This window comes from Paenibacillus sp. MT124, assembly GCF_058792755.1.
Genome location: NZ_CM179500.1, coordinates 5373151 through 5390754, shown reverse-complemented (window position 1 = coordinate 5390754; position 17604 = coordinate 5373151). Strand labels below are relative to the sequence as shown.

General features: G+C 47.7%; 16 protein-coding genes and 1 riboswitch. Of the genes, 14 read left to right on the top strand and 2 right to left on the bottom strand.

Annotated features, from left to right (window positions below):
* Positions 1 to 239 precede the first annotated feature (239 nt).
* The 8 genes from AC3RCI_RS24330 to AC3RCI_RS24295 all read left to right on the top strand — a co-directional run bounded on the left by AC3RCI_RS24330 (position 240) and on the right by AC3RCI_RS24295 (position 9365).
* Complete coding sequence (locus tag AC3RCI_RS24330; protein ID WP_492526761.1) at positions 240 to 2216, top strand: peptidoglycan D,D-transpeptidase FtsI family protein; 1977 nt, start codon at positions 240 to 242, stop codon at positions 2214 to 2216.
* Positions 2217 to 2490: 274 nt separating this feature from the next.
* A complete protein-coding gene (locus tag AC3RCI_RS24325) occupies positions 2491 to 3438 on the top strand; it encodes a metal ABC transporter solute-binding protein, Zn/Mn family (protein WP_492472064.1) in 948 nt (315 codons plus the stop codon).
* A gap of 57 nt (positions 3439 to 3495) precedes the next feature.
* Positions 3496 to 4290, top strand: a complete 795-nt coding sequence (locus AC3RCI_RS24320; RefSeq protein ID WP_492529995.1) for a metal ABC transporter ATP-binding protein — start codon at positions 3496 to 3498, stop codon at positions 4288 to 4290.
* Between the two features lie 2 nt (positions 4291 to 4292).
* Positions 4293 to 5252 (top strand): iron chelate uptake ABC transporter family permease subunit, encoded by a 960-nt coding sequence (locus AC3RCI_RS24315; RefSeq protein ID WP_154896420.1) that lies wholly within the window; start codon positions 4293 to 4295, stop codon positions 5250 to 5252.
* Positions 5252 to 6124, top strand: coding sequence for a metal ABC transporter permease (locus AC3RCI_RS24310; protein WP_153979903.1), 873 nt, complete (start codon positions 5252 to 5254; stop codon positions 6122 to 6124). The genes AC3RCI_RS24315 and AC3RCI_RS24310 overlap by 1 nt, the downstream gene beginning before the upstream one ends.
* Before the next feature lie 307 nt (positions 6125 to 6431).
* Positions 6432 to 7181, top strand: a complete 750-nt coding sequence (locus AC3RCI_RS24305) for a Cof-type HAD-IIB family hydrolase (protein WP_336783066.1) — start codon at positions 6432 to 6434, stop codon at positions 7179 to 7181.
* Positions 7182 to 7184: 3 nt separating this feature from the next.
* On the top strand, positions 7185 to 7676 hold the full coding sequence (locus AC3RCI_RS24300) for a DUF456 domain-containing protein (protein WP_488168294.1): 492 nt from the start codon (positions 7185 to 7187) through the stop codon (positions 7674 to 7676).
* Positions 7677 to 7736: 60 nt separating this feature from the next.
* Positions 7737 to 9365: a putative polysaccharide biosynthesis protein gene (locus AC3RCI_RS24295; RefSeq protein ID WP_492526759.1), complete on the top strand. Its 1629-nt coding sequence runs from the start codon at positions 7737 to 7739 to the stop codon at positions 9363 to 9365.
* A 129-nt stretch (positions 9366 to 9494) separates the two neighbouring features.
* On the opposite strand, the gene AC3RCI_RS24290 is transcribed toward AC3RCI_RS24295, so the two are convergent.
* Positions 9495 to 10766: a DUF2515 family protein gene (locus AC3RCI_RS24290; protein ID WP_492526758.1), complete on the bottom strand. Its 1272-nt coding sequence runs from the start codon at positions 10764 to 10766 to the stop codon at positions 9495 to 9497.
* Positions 10767 to 10884: 118 nt separating this feature from the next.
* Here AC3RCI_RS24290 and AC3RCI_RS24285 point away from each other — a divergent pair, with 118 nt between their 5' ends.
* From AC3RCI_RS24285 to AC3RCI_RS24260, 6 genes are all read left to right on the top strand, one after another.
* A complete protein-coding gene (locus AC3RCI_RS24285) occupies positions 10885 to 11229 on the top strand; it encodes a thioredoxin family protein (RefSeq protein ID WP_095292122.1) in 345 nt (114 codons plus the stop codon).
* Between the two features lie 289 nt (positions 11230 to 11518).
* Complete coding sequence (locus AC3RCI_RS24280) at positions 11519 to 12457, top strand: COX15/CtaA family protein (protein ID WP_336783059.1); 939 nt, start codon at positions 11519 to 11521, stop codon at positions 12455 to 12457.
* Positions 12458 to 12666: 209 nt separating this feature from the next.
* The gene (locus tag AC3RCI_RS24275) at positions 12667 to 13395 is read left to right on the top strand and encodes a Cthe_2314 family HEPN domain-containing protein (RefSeq protein ID WP_336783057.1); all 729 of its coding nucleotides are present in this window, start codon (positions 12667 to 12669) and stop codon (positions 13393 to 13395) included.
* A gap of 123 nt (positions 13396 to 13518) precedes the next feature.
* A riboswitch (SAM riboswitch) is annotated at positions 13519 to 13659 on the top strand.
* Positions 13660 to 13784: 125 nt separating this feature from the next.
* Positions 13785 to 14819 carry a methionine ABC transporter ATP-binding protein gene (locus AC3RCI_RS24270; RefSeq protein WP_492526756.1) on the top strand — a complete coding sequence of 345 codons (1035 nt, stop codon included), beginning with the start codon at positions 13785 to 13787 and terminating at the stop codon, positions 14817 to 14819.
* Position 14820: 1 nt separating this feature from the next.
* Positions 14821 to 15480: a methionine ABC transporter permease gene (locus AC3RCI_RS24265; RefSeq protein WP_170948264.1), complete on the top strand. Its 660-nt coding sequence runs from the start codon at positions 14821 to 14823 to the stop codon at positions 15478 to 15480.
* A gap of 85 nt (positions 15481 to 15565) precedes the next feature.
* Positions 15566 to 16402, top strand: coding sequence for a MetQ/NlpA family ABC transporter substrate-binding protein (locus AC3RCI_RS24260; RefSeq protein WP_239304152.1), 837 nt, complete (start codon positions 15566 to 15568; stop codon positions 16400 to 16402).
* A gap of 121 nt (positions 16403 to 16523) precedes the next feature.
* Here AC3RCI_RS24260 and AC3RCI_RS24255 read toward each other — a convergent pair whose 3' ends face one another.
* On the bottom strand, positions 16524 to 17525 hold the full coding sequence (locus AC3RCI_RS24255; protein ID WP_492526754.1) for a DUF2167 domain-containing protein: 1002 nt from the start codon (positions 17523 to 17525) through the stop codon (positions 16524 to 16526).
* Positions 17526 to 17604 lie beyond the last annotated feature (79 nt).

Genomic DNA, 17604 nt, shown 5'->3' with positions numbered 1-17604 from the left:
TTTACATAATACCTGTAACTTCATAGGGAGTTAATACGTTTAAACAATTGAATGAATCGATACACAATATTCCAGATCAACAATGGAGAAGGGGCTCTCTCTAGTTTACGAAAATGTAACCAAAATTAGGAAGACGTGTCAATCAACCTTTGATAAACTTATATAGGGAAAATATCTGAGCTTTACATTAATAATTTAGACTGTTAACCATTATTGATATAGAACGGAGAGGCTTATACATGTTTAAACGATGGAGGAGCAAGAAAGCATCCGATGAAGACACAGCTGTCAACAAGCCATCTGCAGCAAGAATAAACCTGTTCTTTTTCGCTGCATTTGTCATCTTCAGTATTCTTATTTTTCGATTAGCCTTTGTGCAGTTTGTCGAGGGACCTGAATTGACGTATATGGAAACGACACGTAATACAAAAGACATTCCGCTGGCACCTGTGCGTGGACCGATCTATGATGCCACGGGAAAAGTGGCGTTAGCATACTCCGAGCCTGTGCAGTCTCTGTATGTATTGTTGTATGAAGATTATAGTAACGGTTCACGGCAGGAAGAAGCTCAAAAACTCGCAGATGATCTAGCTGCAGTGTTCAAGGAGTTTAACCCTGGTGACAAGGAACAGCCGGATGCTGAGGAGATCATGAAACGCCTCGATCTGGATTACCAGAAGACACACGGTTATACGCCAAGGTTGGTTAAATCCGATCTAAATAAGAAAGAAATCGCTTATTTCATGGAAAAAAAGGCTGAATATCCAGGGGCTATGGTACTGGAGGAAAATGTGAGAAAGTATGACCCTGATCGGGTTGCAGTTCAGGTCATTGGCTACACTAGAGAGTTCAAGGGTCAACAAAATAACTTAGATAAGTATAAAGAAATTAGTAAGTCGCTGGCAACGGAAAGGGACCCGGGTCTTCGCTACACTCAGCAAGAAATGGTTGGAGTAGGTGGACTGGAGTTTCAATATCAGGAGGAACTTCGTGGAAGAAGTGGCTATCAATCTATCGATATTAATGCACGTAATCTTCCTGAAGGAACAATCATGCAGACTCCGCCGGAGAAAGGCTACAGCCTAGTCTCCACAATCAACAAGGAAATTCAGCTGGCAGCTCAGCAAGCGATTACAGATGAACTGCGCAAGCTGCCCAAAGCCATTACGGGGTATGCAGTGGCGATGGAAGTAGATACCGGAAATGTTGTGGCCATGGCCAGCATGCCGGACTATGATCCGAATGATTGGGATTATGAGAAGATCAAATACGTCTATCGGAATGGGACAATCGCTTCCTTCCCACCGAATGATTCCAAGCCTAGGCATGCGGAATCCGTGGTTTTGCTAGGTTCTGTCATCAAGCCTCTTAGTGTACTTATCGGTCTGAAAGAAGGCTTGTTTACAGCAGGCCAGACCTATCACGATCAGGGATACGCCATTCTGGGGAAAGACGGACGACAGGTGAGAAACTCCCACTCTGCTTATAATGGTCATATTACTGCAAGACGCGCCATAGAGAAATCTTCCAATGCGTTTATGATTGATATGGTAGGCAAACGTTTGCTGAATAAATATGGCTCAGAAAAAGGAATCAAAGTTTGGGACGAATACATGAAAGACTTCGGCTTGGGTGTTTCGACAGGCGTGGATCTTCCAGGTGAGTACTTGGGTACACTTGAATACAACGAAGATCATGAATCCGCCTTGACACGGCTCGCGTTTGCCTCGTTTGGTCAACAAGCGAAGTACACGACACTTCAGCTCGCACAATATACCACGATGCTTGCCAATAAGGGTAAACGGATGGAGCCTCATTTGGTGAAAGAAATTCGTGACGCAGAAGGCAATGTCGTTACGAAAATCAAACCTAAAGTTTTAAACGAAGTTGATTTTGCGGATGCATACTGGAATGAAGTACACCGCGGCATGGTCACCAAAGTAAGCTCGTTTGACGGATTCCCTTATGACTATGCCCGTAAAACAGGTACGTCCGAGCAGGGAACCGGACCGAATAAGAAGGAGAACGGTGTGTTTATCGCATTTGCACCGCGTGAGAATCCAAAACTGGCCATCGCGGTTGTTGTACCGGAAGGTGGATTCGGGTCTGTCAGTGCGTCGCCGATTGCACGCAAAATCTTCGATGCATACGACGAGGTGTACGGTCTGGATGGGACGCCAAAAGGGAAAAAGGGTCAGGAGAAGGACAAAGAGTAAAGCAAGATTTTTGAGGAGAGGTACCAAAGTAACGGAGATTTACACATGTGCAGTGGGTTATTCCATATCATGATCCCGCAAAACAGTCAGTGAAAAGGCTAATATACGGGACCGGACAGGCAAGGGAAATTATCCCTTGCCTTTTTATTTTGCATCGGCTAAAATTTGCACAAGGGAAACATTATTAGTCGTGTATAAATTTTAATACCTTGTACAACAAAATTAGATGTGGACAATTATGTTAGGAGAGGGAAAGGAGAGGTTGGAATTGTTAATGGTGAAAATGAGGAGTATTCAAAGAGGATTCATGACGCTGACAGCCCTGGTGTTGATTGTGGTTTTGACCGCTTGTTCCAGCTCAGCCGAAACGGGAAGCACGGAAGGGAAGATGCAGATTACAGCAACTACAGGCATGATTGCAGATGTAGCACGTGAGATCGGAGGGGCATATGTTGACGTTACCGGGCTAATGGGTCCAGGCGTTGATCCCCATCTGTACAAGGCTTCGCAAGGGGATATCCGCAAGCTGGAGCAAGCCGAAGTCATTTTTTATAACGGGCTTCATCTGGAAGGTAAAATGACTGATATTTTGGAGAAGATGTCCAAGAGCAAAACAGTAACTGCCGTAACAGACGGCATCCCGGTAGATGAATTGCATTCGGGTCAGGAAACCGGAGGTACGGAATATGATCCACATGTCTGGTTTGATGTGAGCCACTGGATGCATGCGGCAGAAGCCGTGCGCGATACACTTGTGGAGGCAGATCCGGATCATGCTGAGGCATATCAGGCTCAAGCCGAAGCGTACTTGGCAAAGCTTGAGGAGCTGGATAACGAAGTGCGCACAAAAATTCAGGAGATCCCTGAAGCAAGCCGGGTACTCGTTACCGCACACGACGCTTTTGGCTATTTTGGTGAGGCCTACGGCATGAAAGTGATGGGACTTCAGGGTATCAGTACAGCAGCCGAATATGGTGCAAAGGATGTCAGTGAACTGCGGGATTACCTCGTGGATAACAATATTAAGGCGGTATTTGTGGAATCGAGTGTGCCAGCCAAAGCGATGGAAGCCATTATTGCCGGAGCTGCCGAAAAAGGACATACGGTTAGCATTGGCGGCGAACTGTTCTCGGATGCCATGGGTGCTGAAGGAACAGAAGAAGGTACTTACATTGGCATGATCCGTCACAATACCGAGACGATTGTAGAGGCGTTGAAATAATGATTTTATCCAGAGAGGAGTGGAAACAGCATGAGCAAGACAACGTTATCTGAGAACATGATTACATCCAGGGATCCGAATGAATTGCAGGGTACGCAGCCTACAACGGCTCCTCTTAGTGTTCGGGATTTGGCTGTGGCCTATCATAAAAAGCCAGTCCTCAGCGGGGTTTCCTTTGATATACCTGAAGGACAGCTCATCGGCATTCTCGGTCCAAACGGGGCCGGGAAGTCTACCCTGATCAAGGCTGTACTCGGACTGGTACCTAAAATGCACGGTGAGGTGCGGATATTTGGTCAGTCCTACCGTGAACAGCGGCGACGGATCGGCTACGTTCCCCAGCGGGAGTCGGTCGATTGGGATTTCCCAACCCATGCACTGGATGTGGTGATGATGGGCAGGTACGGTCACCTGGGCTGGTTCCGTCGTCCAGGCAAGAAGGAACGGGATCTGGCTGCACACTGCCTTGAGCAAGTGGGTATGGGCGACTATATGCATCGCCAGATTAGCCAGCTGTCCGGCGGACAGCAGCAGCGAGTCTTTTTGGCTCGTGCACTGGTTCAGGATGCGGATCTGTATTTCATGGATGAACCGTTTGCAGGCGTGGATGCCACAACGGAAAAGGCCATCATTTCCCTTTTGGAACAGTTGAAAAAGCAAGGAAAGACGGTACTCGTAGTTCATCACGATCTTGCGACGGTGGAGGAATATTTCGACCATGTACTGCTGCTCAATGGGCGACTGGTTGCAGGCGGGCCGACAAGCGAAGTGTTTGTACAGGATACGCTGCAGGAAACTTACGGAGGCCGGATTGCGATGATCGGAAGCCGGACGGAGAAGGGCCAGGTGTAGTAATGGGGAACTGGATCCTTTCCATTCTGTCGGACCCCAACACACGCTGGATTTTGCTTGGCTGTTTGTTGCTCGGGTTCAGTAGTGGCATTATTGGTTCATTTACATTTTTGCGCCGCCAGAGTCTGATGGGTGATACACTGGCACATGCGGCATTGCCAGGGATCTGTATTGCTTTTATGTTGACGGAAACCAAGTCCGTAGGTCTCTTTCTGTTTGGTGCACTGGCTGCAGGAATCATTGCGACCTTCGGGATATCCTGGATTACCCGATATTCACGGATTAAGCAGGATGCAGCGATGGGGATTGTGCTGACGGTATTCTTCGGCATCGGTGTAGTCATGCTGACCCGCATCCAGCATGGGGCCAGCGGAAGCCAAAGCGGGCTCGATAAATATTTGTTTGGTCAGGCGGCCTCCATGGTGATGACCGATGTATACGTCATGGGCGGTGTCTGTCTCGTTTTACTCATTGCCTGTCTGGTCTGGTTCAAGGAATTCAAGCTTGTTAGCTTTGATCCCGGATTCGCCCGAGGCATGGGGCTGCCTGTAGCGATGCTGGAACAGCTGATCTTGCTGCTGACAGTCATCGCGGTTGTAGCGGGAATTCAGGCGGTAGGAGTCGTACTTGTCGCTGCCTTGCTTGTGACTCCTGCGGCAGCAGCGCGCTGCTGGACGGATTCACTTGCACTTATGGTGCTGCTCGCAGGCATATTTGGTGCTCTGAGTGGTGCCACGGGCACCATCTTCAGCACGCTCGTTCCTAATCTGCCGACAGGACCCGTGACGGTCCTTGCGGCTACGGTATTGTTTGCCGGCTCGGCGCTGCTTGCTCCGCGTCGGGGGTTACTGGCTCGCCGTTTGCGAAGCATGCAGGCCAAATCGGCTTATCTTCGAGAAGAGCGTGCTACGCTTCAGACACTTTCCGCCCAAGGAACACAGCAGGAACGGGGTGAGCTGTAATGGCTACATTTTGGATCATATTAACGGCTGTACTTGTTTCGTCCGCATGCGCCATTCTCGGATGTTTCCTTATCTTGCGGCGAATGGCATTGGTTGGGGATGCCATCAGCCATGCTGTGCTTCCCGGGATTGCCATTGCTTTTCTATGGAGCGGTTCCAGGGATTCCTTATGGATGCTGCTTGGAGCCACTATTTTCGGTCTATTAACGGTATTCTTCATTCAAAGCCTGCAGGCCGGAGGACTGTCTTCCGATGCGTCCATTGGCATTGTATTTACGGCACTGTTTGCCGTTGGTGTTATTCTGATCAGTCTAAATGCCCAGCATATTGATCTGGACCTGGACTGTGTGCTCTTTGGTGAGATTGCCTACGTTCAGTGGGATACGTTAACACTTGGGGGTACGGATGTCGGGCCAAGGGCTGTCTGGATGCTGGGTATTACGCTTCTGGTCATCCTGATTGTTATCGGACTGTTCTATAAACAGTTCAAACTGTGTGCCTTCGATCCGGCGCTGGCAGCTGCCTGCGGTATACCGGTCGTGTTGTTCCATTACCTGCTCATGGGGCTTGTATCCATGACGTCCGTGGCTTCCTTTGAAAGTGTGGGGTCCATCCTCGTGGTGGGCATGTTGATTGTACCCGCGGCGACAGCTTATCTGCTCACGGATCGATTGGGAAAAATGATTTTGTACAGCGTACTGGTGGGGGCTGCTTCCTCTGTTGGGGGATATATGATGGCATATGCATTGGATGCTTCCATTGCAGGCTGCATGGTGGCAGTAGCTGGAATTCTGTTTGTTTTGGCACTCCTGCTGTCTCCGAAACACGGCATTATCCTCCGCTACGCTCGTCGTAAATTTGCGACAAGATAAGAACTAGATAACAACCGTCTGCATACGCAGGCGGTTTTTGATGTTTGGGAGGTGTGATATCGGGTATGACATCCATATAGATGAGGATTTCCCTCGATCTGCTCCAGCACATAAGTGCATATGATCTTGTCTTCCTTCATATCGTTATTTGGATTGACCGTTATTTTGTTGCATCTGGATGATCTGTGGTAAAATGTCGTTAGCTGTGACGTCCGGAGCGTCCGCCTCCTGCGGATACCGGGCGGTCTTTTTGTGAGAGAATAGTTGGATAGAGAGAAGTAGAGAGACAACCGAGGAGGAATACTGCATGAGTGAACTTAAATACAAATTGCTGGCGCTGGATATGGACGGGACATTGCTCAACGATAACCATGAAATTACCCAGGAAACCACCAAGTGGATACAGATCGCCATCCGGCGCGGGGTGCATGTGTGCCTGTCCACAGGAAGAGCCGTATTCCATGCGATGCCGTACGCGGTACAGCTGGGACTGGAAACGCCGATGGTCACGGTGAATGGCAGTGAAGTCTGGAAAGCTCCACATGACCTGCACATTCGTCATCTGATGGACCCGGCCCTGATCCGTACCATGCAGGAAATTGGAGAGAAATATAACAGCTGGTACTGGGCATATTCCGTAGAGGAGCTGTTCAACCGTGAGCGTTGGACAGAAAATATTGAAGATCTCGAATGGCTGAAGTTTGGTTTCAATACGGAAGATGATGAAGTTCGTCATCAGATCATGATGGAACTGCAGCAGCTGGGAGGCCTTCAAATGACGAATTCCTCACCTGTTAATATCGAGATTAACCCGGCTGGCATATCAAAAGCGAGTGGCGTGGCTGAAGTCTGCAAACTGCTGGGCATAGAAATGTCCGAAGTCGTGGCAGTGGGAGACAGCCTGAACGATCTGGCCGTAATCGAGGCGGTAGGTCTGGGTGTTGCCATGGGGAACGCACAGGACCAAGTGAAGGAAGCCGCTGATCTGATTGTGGCGAGCAACAATGAAGATGGAATTGTGGAAGTCATTCGAGAACACATTTTGAAGGGGGAATAACCTTTGCTTGCAACCGTTGGCTGGATTTTAATTGTGCTTTTGTTTGCAGTGGGAATGGCCGGAACGGTATACCCGATACTGCCTGGAGCTATAGCGATCTTTTTCGCGTTTCTGGTCTATGGCTGGTTCTTCAGTTTCGATCCGTTTGGTGTATGGTTCTGGATTTTCCAGATTCTAATCGTGGTGGTCCTGTTCGTAGCGGATTATGTGGTTAGTGCATGGGGGGTCAAGAAGTTCGGAGGCTCCAAGCTATCTACAACCCTGAGTACGATTGGTGTCATTATTGGTCCATTTGTCATCCCCGCATTCGGGTTGGTACTGGGACCGTTTATCGGTGCATTTATCGGGGAATTAATCGGCGGATCATCACCTTCCAAGGCTACAAAGGTTGGGTTCGGTTCCGTCGTTGGTCTTTTCACCAGTACGGTAATGAAAATTATTTTGCAAATCGTCATGATTGTTCTGTTTATTATCTGGGTAGCAAGATTCGCATAGACGTTCGGGATGGGCTTCAACCAGATGCACGTCCGTGTGGGGGAAAGAAGGGGAATTAGTTTGTCTAAGAAGGAAACATTCATTAAGGGTACGCTCATCCTGGCGGCCGCCGCACTCATTGCCAGAGTACTTGGTCTTGTGCAGCGGGTACCGCTGGAGCATATCCTTGGCGATATCGGTAACGCATCGTTTACCATCTCCAATACGGTATACTTAATGCTGTTAACCGTCGCAACGGCGGGAATTCCCAGCACGCTCAGCAAGATGGTGTCTGAACGCTACGCGCTGGGGCGCGCGGGAGAAGCACAGCAAATTTATAAGGCTGCTCTGATCTTTGCTGCGGTAGCCGGGGTTGTCATGTCAGCCTTACTGTGGTTTGCAGCGCCTTATTATGCAACATATGTATCCAAGGTACCGGAAGCTGTTAGTGCAATTCGGGCCCTTGCTCCGGCGCTGCTGCTCTTCCCGGCCATTGCCATGATGCGTGGTTACTTCCAGGGACGCGGCAATATGACGGCAGGCGGTATATCTCAGATCGTAGAGCAGTTCGCCCGGGTAGGTACAGCCATTATCGTGGCATATGTCATGCTGCAATGGAATTATGATGACAGAACGATTGCTGCAGGAGCTTCATTCGGTGGGGTGCTCGGGAGTATCGGTGCCTTTGCCGTCATGCTCTACTTCACCTTGAAGCTGCGCCGTAGTGATCGTTCAGCTGGGCTGGAGGTTGTTCGTGCAGAGCAGCTGCCAATGCGAGGGATATACAGTGATATCTTCAAACTGTCGATTCCCATTGTGTTATCGTCCCTTGCGGTTCCGGCGATTAACTTTATCGATTCATCGCTTGTGGTCCCGCTGCTCAGCGGTCGTATTGGTCTGGAAGAGGCAACAGGGGTGCTGGCGATCCTCGGTGCGAAGGCGCAAAGTATTGCGGGAATCCCGCCGATTCTGGCCATTGCGCTTAGCCAATCGCTTGTGCCTGTCATTTCGGCAGCCTTTGCACGCAAAGATGAAGCCCATCTCCAGAATCAAATTACGCTGGCCATGCGCATTTCGATTTTGACAGGGATGCCGATCGTCATTGCCCTTTGTGCGGCAGCCTATTCGGTAAATGGATTACTGTTCAGTACACCAGATGGGACTCCCATCATTACCTTGCTGACCTTCGGTACCATTTTCCAAATTACGATGATGACGACCAACTCCATTCTGCTTGGAGTTGGTAAACCGCGGATTACAATGATCAGTGTAGCTGCAGGGATTATCGTTAAATTTGTAGCAAGTTTGATCCTGGCTCCGATATTCGGCATCTATGGGATCATTATTGCAACAGCATTATGTTTCCTGGTGATTACGTATCTGAACCTGCGAGTACTGAGAAAAATCGTAACCTTCTCAATCATGGGTGATCGCTGGGCTGGTTTCGTGGTAACTGTCCTGCTTGCTGCAGGTATTGGTTTCGGTGCAAACTGGGCTGGCAATTGGCTCTTTGGTTTATTCCTGCCAGCACGTGTATCCTTCCTCATGACCTGCCTGGTTGTCGGTGCGCTCGTTGTGGTCGTATATCTGGTCATGCTTGTCATTCTTCGCGTATTGCGCAGAGATGAACTTGGCAGCTACCCACGTATTTTGCAAAAGGTACTGCGGCCGCTCATGCGTCTTCAGCGTGGTACGGGTCAGCGGGCATAGGTTGATGCCAAACTTTTAAATAAATAAGTACAAGCTCTGTCTGCTGCTTAAGCGGGCAGGGCTTTTTTTTTGAAATCGTACAAGATGAACTGCTGACAGCCGATTCGAGAAAACCTTACTCTAGGTCACTTAATGCAGCAATGTCTTGGCATCATGGGCAAGGGCTGTTTTGAGCATCCCATATCGGTGTTCATGGCTCATTTCAAATAACCAGGGACGACGCGGTGCACTGAGGTGTCCAAGACTATCCCGATTTTGCAGCCAGTCCTGTCTGGTGATCGGTTCATACGGCGTGTCTTTCCATACGGCGAGCAGCTCTGGACTGTATAATCGCCCATCTTCTGGCATCCATTCGTATTCCAGCAGTTCCTGAGTATGGAGTTTCGAATCTGCTGCGCCCTCCAAGCTCGTTGTGAATAGACCCGGCCAATATTCGGCACGTGAGCCTCTGTGGGGAACGGAACGTGCGAACTCCAGCACCTGTGTGTACACCTGTTCGATGCCAAATAACATGGCGTATAAACCTTTGCCAAACATGATCCGCTCGTCCAGCTTGCCAAAATGTTCGATAACTCTGCCAGCGAGCCCTTTTCCACGCCCGAGTGGAAACACGATATGATTCAGCCCGGCGAGATTATGCAAATGAAATGCGGGCTTGGACAATACTTCCTTTTGAAAATAAGGATGCTGTACGACCCGGCTCTCAATATAATTCTGCTCGTTAATAATTAATGCTACACTAAGCAGGGAACTGCACCGTTCCAACCAGAACCGCTCCCAGATGGGTGTCATGAACGCCGATACGTGAAAATGGGATAGCAGGTGGAAGCAGCTTCGCCCGATTCGCCTGCTGTTCATGTAGAGCAGAAGCTGAGGATAGGCATCCTGGAAAATGAGTGCATTACAGCGCTCAAGCAACCGATACATATGTTCCCGATCCGTCTGGTTTTGCAGATTATGCATAAGGTTGCTCTGCAGATCGGTCATATGATAACCACCATTGCGGGAAACCATGTGGGCAAGCAGGGCCCAATGCAGTTCGGGATATTGGTCATAACATGCCAAATAGGCTGCTGTACGTGTGATATTGCTTCGATTATTTTCCACCGTTAGCGTTTTGATTTCTTCCAGAATGATGCAATCCTCTTCACATAATGGGGCGCTTTTGGCATGGCGGGCAGAAGCCGTCTCCGTACCGGGTAACAGACGTTCTATTTCCCCCTTTAGCGTCTCAGCCATTTCAGCTTCCCAAGCCAGATCTCGTGAAGGATGACGAAGCTGCGCTGAAGCCTTCCAAGCGGCCTGTTTACCACGCCATACTTCTCTGGCGGCTCCAGGAATGGAACGAACAATACGAAAGAGCGAATCAGGGGATACAGCATCGTTTCGGGTGGAAGTCATCGCCTGTCATCCTTTCATCAGGGTTGGTTTTAAAATAAGTATGTGCTGAATATTTGACTTCCACTCGGCAATTTGCTTCACTAAGGATAAGACAAGGTACAGAAAGGAAGATGTTGTCATGGAACAGATTACATCCAAACCTGCGTTTGATGTGGCCATTCAATCTCCTCGGCTTACCGTAGCGGTATTTAAGGCGGATTGGTGCGGAGACTGCAAGTACATTGATCCGTTTATGCCTGAGGTCGAGGAAAAATTTGCTCGCGATTTGACACTGATTGAGGTCGATGTGGATCAGGTGGGCACCGTTAGTGAGGAACAAAATATTTTGGGTATTCCAAGCTTTGTTGCATACACCGATGGTCGCGAACTTGTTCGCTACGTGAACAAACTTCGCAAGTCGAGAGAAGAGATAGAGCAATTTTTGCAGCGTGCGGTTGAAGTGTACAATACGATTCATAAATAAAGGAAGGCACGGGCGAATTCGTCTGTGAATTCTAATTGGCGCCGTTCCTCTTGAAAAGGGGAAATGGCGTTTTTATTTTTGCTTTTTGGGGGGACAATACAAAGGTACATATAAGGATGTGACTTGTTGGTCATTTTGTCGACAGACGTTAACATTTTGTCACAAAGCGAGGCGTCAATGACACTTTTATCCGGTATAATGTATTTAGTTGTGAAATAAGTGTCAAAGTATCGAAACAAGCGGAGAGATCGTTCTTCGCCATCTTAAACCAACAGCAGGTGAGAAAAAATTGAAGCACTTAACCTTGTTTAAATGGTTAACCGTATTAACTTGTCTTGTTATGTTCCTGGCTACGTTCGGCGGTGGGGTTGTTACCAAGACGGAATCCGGACTGGGGTGCGGCACGGAGTGGCCTTTATGTAACGGTAAACTCGTTCCTGCACATACTGTAGCCTCACTGATTGAATATTCGCATCGCGCGGTAAGCGCATTGGCTGGATTGCTTTCCATTGCCTCTTTTGTTGCATTTCTACGATATGGCAAATCACGTCGTGATCTGCAGTTGTTTTCATTCTTAACGTTGATCTTTGTCATTATCCAGGGGATTATGGGGGCTTTTGCCGTCGTCTTCTCCCAATCATCGGCGGTCATGGCGCTGCACTTTGGTTTTGCCCTGATTGCCTTTGCCAGTTCCCTGATGATGGCACTCGGTATTAGGCAGGAGGCTCGTCATGGTGGTCTCGAAAGGTTAAACAAATACCCGCGGGTCAGCAAAAACTTCCGCAACCTGGTATGGTTTTCAACCGTCTACACGTATCTTGTGGTATACACAGGGGCCTTTGTAAGTCATACCGACTCAGCTGGGGGCTGCTCAGGGTTCCCGCTCTGTAACGGACAGATTATACCTGAACTGTCTGGTGGCGTGGCCGTAGCGTTTGCTCACCGTGTAGCCGCTGCTTCCCTTGTTATTGTGATTGCGATCCTGGGGCATTATGCATATCGTAAACATCCGGATAACACGGAACTTCGGGCATTGGGTGTTGTATCTGTGGTGCTCATTCTGCTCCAAGTCCTGATCGGTTTTGGCATGATGCTTACCATCAGCCGTCCGGAAGTGTACATGTTCGTGGCTCTGGCTCATATGCTTGATATCGCCATATTGTTCGGGATATTAACCTATATGAGTTTCCTGGTGTACAAGCTTCATCGGCCGGCTGATCGGTTCTAGAATTTCATTCGAAAGTCAGTCGTTCTGGTCTCCACATTGCCAAGTCCATCATCCAATGATGCACATCATTGGACAGGTGGACTTTGTTTGATGTCAGGCGGGTCAGGGCACCCTAAGTTTGCAGCGACCACACGTTTACTCTGATTCCGATTAGGTTTAATATTATAAATCATCTTATTGATCAGCAGAGTGGAAAGAGGAGGCTGTATATGCTGCGAACGTTGCTGGGTGAATTGCCGCGTCAGAATGAGGGCGTATTGGAAGAAGCGATCGAGTCCATGGTGGAGACACTCGGACTTTTACAACGACAGCTGGATTTGAATCAGGACCCGACTCACGATTATCGCAAACTGTACGTATGGACGCAGGGATTAATTTCTTCACTGGACGAGCTGGAGCAGGCCTGCTTCGCTGCTTCCCACTTCCGCCAGAGGGTCAGGGCTGGCTCCACCGATGATATGACCATTGAGGAGAAGGCCGAGTACGCCCGATATGTTTACTTCTACAAGGATGGGTTCATTCGTTGTTTTGCGATTCTAGATAAGACAGGCACGGTACTAAATGAAATATTTAATCTGAACACATCCAAGGTGAAATCCCATTTTTCGTATTTTACCGTGATGAGACAGTTTGGGTATTCGAAAATGCATAATGATCTTGCTGTTGAATTAATTAAAATTAAGGATGCATACCGGGAACCGATGAGTAAACTGCGCAAACGTCGGAATATGGAGATTCACTACATGAATTCCGAGATGCAGGATGATCTGTGGCAGCTTCATCAAACGTTGCAGGGGAAAGTGAAGCTTGAAGATCTAGATCAGCACCTGGAGGAATTGCGTCAGGGCGTGGATATGGTTTGCGAAACGCTAAAAGCGGCTTATGGTTACATCAATAAAATGTGGCACAAGCAGGGCATGTCAGAACTGGCAAAATAATTGTGCAATATTTACCTTTGACAAAGCGGAATACTTGGATTATACTGAGTTTCTGATTAAGCGTTACATGATATTAACATGCATACCATTTACATTTTACCACTGAACTTATAAATTTAATATTTCTTATCGAGAGCGGCGGAGGGACAGGCCCGATGAAGCCCGGCAACCGATTTATAACGACATGACGACCAGTCATACATTATAGATGTTAGGTGCTAATTCCTACAAAATGGTGCACAGCACGATTTTGGCAGATGAGAAGGTATATTCTTTCGCGTGAAGAGCCCTTTTTGTTTCTGCAAAAGGGCTCTTTTTTATATGTCAGAGGGGAGTTTTCCTTTCATTCGGGTAAAGATACATGTAGGCGGTGGGAAGGAGAAGTCATATTGATCGAATTAAAAGGATTAACTAAGACGTATGGCAGAGGTTCAAAACAAACGACAGCCTTAGCCGATTTGGATCTAAAGATCGGTAAAGGTGAAATATTCGGAGTGATTGGACACTCGGGTGCAGGGAAAAGTACATTGATCCGTTGTATCAACCTGCTCGAAAGACCAACATCTGGTGAGGTATGGGTAGATGGAGTCAACCTAACCGGTCTCCATAAGACAGAGCTGCAGAAGCAGCGACGCAAGATTGGCATGATATTTCAGCATTTTAATCTGTTATCCTCGGCTACAGTATATGACAATGTAGCTTTTCCCCTAAAGCTGGTGAATACACCTAAAGCTGATATTGACCGCAAGGTGAAGGAGATGCTGACTCTCGTTGGATTGGAGCATCATAGCAGCAAATATCCGGCTCAGCTGTCAGGTGGACAGAAACAAAGAGTTGGTATCGCCCGGGCACTTGCCAGCGATCCTGCCGTTCTGCTCTGTGACGAAGCGACATCTGCCCTTGATCCGCAGACGACAGCTTCAATTCTGAAGCTGCTGCTGGACATTAATCAGAAATACAATCTCACGATTGTTTTGATCACGCATGAGATGCATGTTATTCAGAGCATTTGTGATCAAGTTGCTGTCATTCATCAGGGGGGAATTGTGGAGCAAGGCCCTGTAACGGATGTCTTCCTTAAACCACAGCATGCCATCACACGTGACTTCATGCAGCGTGATCACGATTCTGAGCTTCTCTTGGAAGAAGCGGCAATGGCACATGCGGGAGGAACAGTACAGCAGGATGGCCGATCACAATTGGTCAAAATTTCGTTTTTGGGTGAGAAGACGTATGAAGCCATTCTGTCGAGAACCGTTCGTCAGACCGGAGTGGACTTTGCCATTCTGCAAGGAACCATCTCAAGGATCAAACAGATTCCATATGGTCAGTTGACCGTGCGGTTTGAAGGCGATGCGGATGCGATCAGCCGGACTGTGCAGGAATTGAAAGAGCAAGGGCTTGATGTGGAGGTGCTTCGTTAATATGGATTTTTCAACTGTACGTTGGGAAGAGATCGGTAAGGCCTCCATTGAAACACTGCAAATTCTGGGAGCTTCCGGTTTGTTCACCATCATTATCGGGTTGCCGCTGGGTGTGCTGCTATTCATGACAGCAAGATCGGCTTCCATCCAGTCACGTACAATCTACACCGTGTTATCCATTATTGTTAATATACTGAGATCAGTACCATTTATTATTCTGATTGTTGCCCTCATTCCGTTTACACGTTCACTCGTCGGTACAGCCACTGGGGTGCTTGGCGTCATACCGCCGCTCGTCATCGCAGCTGCTCCTTACTTTGCGAGGTTGGTTGAGACAACGCTGCGTGAAGTAGACCGTGGTGTCATCGAGGCGGCTCAGGCCATGGGTGCATCCACCGGACAGATTGTAAGACGTGTACTGCTTCCCGAGGCACTGCCTGGTCTGCTCGCGGGAATTACAATCACAATTGTAACGCTGGTTTCGTATACAGCCATGGCGGGTATGGTCGGCGGAGGCGGACTGGGTACGCTAGCAATTAACTATGGGTACTTCAGATACCAATATGAAATTATGATTATTTCTGTTGCATTTATGGTTATTCTCGTACAAGTACTGCAAATGTTTGGCGATCAACTGGTTAAACTGTTCACCCGGAAATAACACATATATAGCATACTGCATCCATTCAATACTGAATGAATGTAAAGATGCAACAAAAAAATTTATTGGAGAAGGGGTTTTACACATGAAAAAATGGTCTTTTGCACTGCTAAGCTTGATGCTGATTGCGGTACTGGCTGCATGCGGAAACAACAAGGATTCCGACAGTGGCGCAGATAATGAAGCGGGCGCACCGCGTACCGTGGAACTGAAAGTCGGCGCTTCACCTACGCCGCATGCTGAAATTCTGGAGAGCATCAAACCTGAGCTGGAAGCTCAAGGCATTCGTTTGCAGGTTGTAACGTTCAACGATTATGTTCAACCAAACCAACAACTGGCGGACAAACAGTTGGATGCAAACTTTTTCCAACACCAACCTTATCTGGATACTGAAAACAAAGAACGTGGTTTTAACCTTGTAACTGTAACTCCTGTCCACGTCGAACCTTTTGCTGGGTACTCCAAAAAAATTAAATCCTTGGATGAGCTGCAGGACGGCGCCAAAGTAGCCATTCCTAATGACCCGTCCAACGGTGGTCGTGCACTACTGCTGCTTGCAAAAGAAGGAATCATTACGCTGAAAGACAATACGGACATTGCATCCACCATTCAAGATATTACAGCTAATCCGAAGAACCTGAATATTATTGAACTTGATGCAGCCATGATGCCTCGTCAACTGGATGAAGCGGATCTGGTATTCATCAATGCCAACTATGCGCTTGAAGCTAACCTGAACCCAGAGAAGGATTCTTTGCTCATCGAGGATTTGCAAGGCAACCCTTACGCTAATATTCTCGTTGCCCGTGAAGACAACAAGGATGCAGATGCCATCAAGAAGCTGGCTGCAGCCCTGAATTCCGAAGCAGTTAAAACCTTCATCAAGGAACGTTACCAAGGTGCAGTTGAGCCTGCATTTTAAATTGCCCATTCACTGCTACTCGAAATTGAGTTGAATAATGTACGAAAAACCGAGCCTCTCTGCCTGAGAGTTACTCGGTTTTTTTATTGTTCTTGGATTGATTGGTATACGCAGATGATCCTTATTGTTTATTTTCAGGAGATATGTGCTCCGATTTCCGATTATAGTAGGACAATTCATTCTGATCGGCGTATTGCTGTTCATCTGCTTCTTGCAGATAGGCCTTTTCATTAGGGGATAATGTATCATCATCTGTCCCTTGCTTCCTACGTCTGAATTTCAGCCAACAGAATAGGATAACCACGATAGGAAGAGTAACGTACCACCCTTTTTTGAATAAAAGCAAAATACTGAATTTTTGTCCGGCGCTGTAACCGATCCCGCCTACCAGAATGCTTTTGAGTCCCACGGTAGATGTTTTGTCCGTTGATTCATCATAATCTTCGTAGGTGTTCCCTGGAGTAACGCTCAGCTGATTCAGAACCACTTCTTCAAATGCCAGGCGATTTTGTTCAAAACTAGGCTGATCTGTAACGAGAATGGCCGTAATGTACCCTTCACGAGTCAGAAACTTCACATTGTAATTAACCATAGCTTGCTCATCAGCGTCTTTGAAACCAACGGAGTAAACCAATTGACGCTTGATAGGGTCATATGTTGGTTCAATTTCCCACCCCGTAATAGATATTTTATCTTCAGGAGCGAGTTCCCTATTTTCTTCTTCAGTGCCTCGGATATAACTGCTTAACAATTCTTCAGCATCTAAGTTCTGATCTTGATCATGGATATGCCCAGTTTTGACGTACTCAAACACCACATACCAAGATCCATGCTCACTGGTGCTGTACAGACTTCCGATTTCGTTGCCATTAGGTTTGGAACCACTGTTTAGCATAGAACGCTGAGTGTTGGCTTTGTCCAAAAATGAATGATCCTTGAATATTTGAAGTGTTGCCTTATGATCCAAAGACACGGAAGCAGGTCCATCAATCCAGTCATATTCATAAGGAGATGGAGTAGTTTCGCTTGCAGCGAAGATGGGCGGAGCAAAGAGATGTGTTAAATGAAATATTAGCAATAATGCCAGTAGGAAGGTGATAAAACCTTGGTTGCTGTTCTTCATTTCGGGACCCTTTCAAATGTTATGTATTTTAATCAACCTTCAATGTAGATTCTTTGGCCTCATCGACATTAACATATAG

Bases quoted from the DNA above. Each gene is read 5' to 3' on its own strand.
- AC3RCI_RS24330 (WP_492526761.1), top strand. From the start codon at position 240: ATGTTTAAACGATGGAGGAGCAAGAAAGCATCCGATGAAGACACAGCT.
- AC3RCI_RS24325 (WP_492472064.1), top strand. From the start codon at position 2,491: ATGGTGAAAATGAGGAGTATTCAAAGAGGATTCATGACGCTGACAGCC.
- AC3RCI_RS24320 (WP_492529995.1), top strand. From the start codon at position 3,496: ATGATTACATCCAGGGATCCGAATGAATTGCAGGGTACGCAGCCTACA.
- AC3RCI_RS24315 (WP_154896420.1), top strand. From the start codon at position 4,293: ATGGGGAACTGGATCCTTTCCATTCTGTCGGACCCCAACACACGCTGG.
- AC3RCI_RS24310 (WP_153979903.1), top strand. From the start codon at position 5,252: ATGGCTACATTTTGGATCATATTAACGGCTGTACTTGTTTCGTCCGCA.
- AC3RCI_RS24305 (WP_336783066.1), top strand. From the start codon at position 6,432: ATGAGTGAACTTAAATACAAATTGCTGGCGCTGGATATGGACGGGACA.
- AC3RCI_RS24290 (WP_492526758.1), bottom strand. From the start codon at position 10,766: ATGACTTCCACCCGAAACGATGCTGTATCCCCTGATTCGCTCTTTCGT.
- AC3RCI_RS24285 (WP_095292122.1), top strand. From the start codon at position 10,885: ATGGAACAGATTACATCCAAACCTGCGTTTGATGTGGCCATTCAATCT.
- AC3RCI_RS24275 (WP_336783057.1), top strand. From the start codon at position 12,667: ATGCTGCGAACGTTGCTGGGTGAATTGCCGCGTCAGAATGAGGGCGTA.
- AC3RCI_RS24265 (WP_170948264.1), top strand. From the start codon at position 14,821: ATGGATTTTTCAACTGTACGTTGGGAAGAGATCGGTAAGGCCTCCATT.
- AC3RCI_RS24260 (WP_239304152.1), top strand. From the start codon at position 15,566: ATGAAAAAATGGTCTTTTGCACTGCTAAGCTTGATGCTGATTGCGGTA.
- AC3RCI_RS24255 (WP_492526754.1), bottom strand. From the start codon at position 17,525: ATGAAGAACAGCAACCAAGGTTTTATCACCTTCCTACTGGCATTATTG.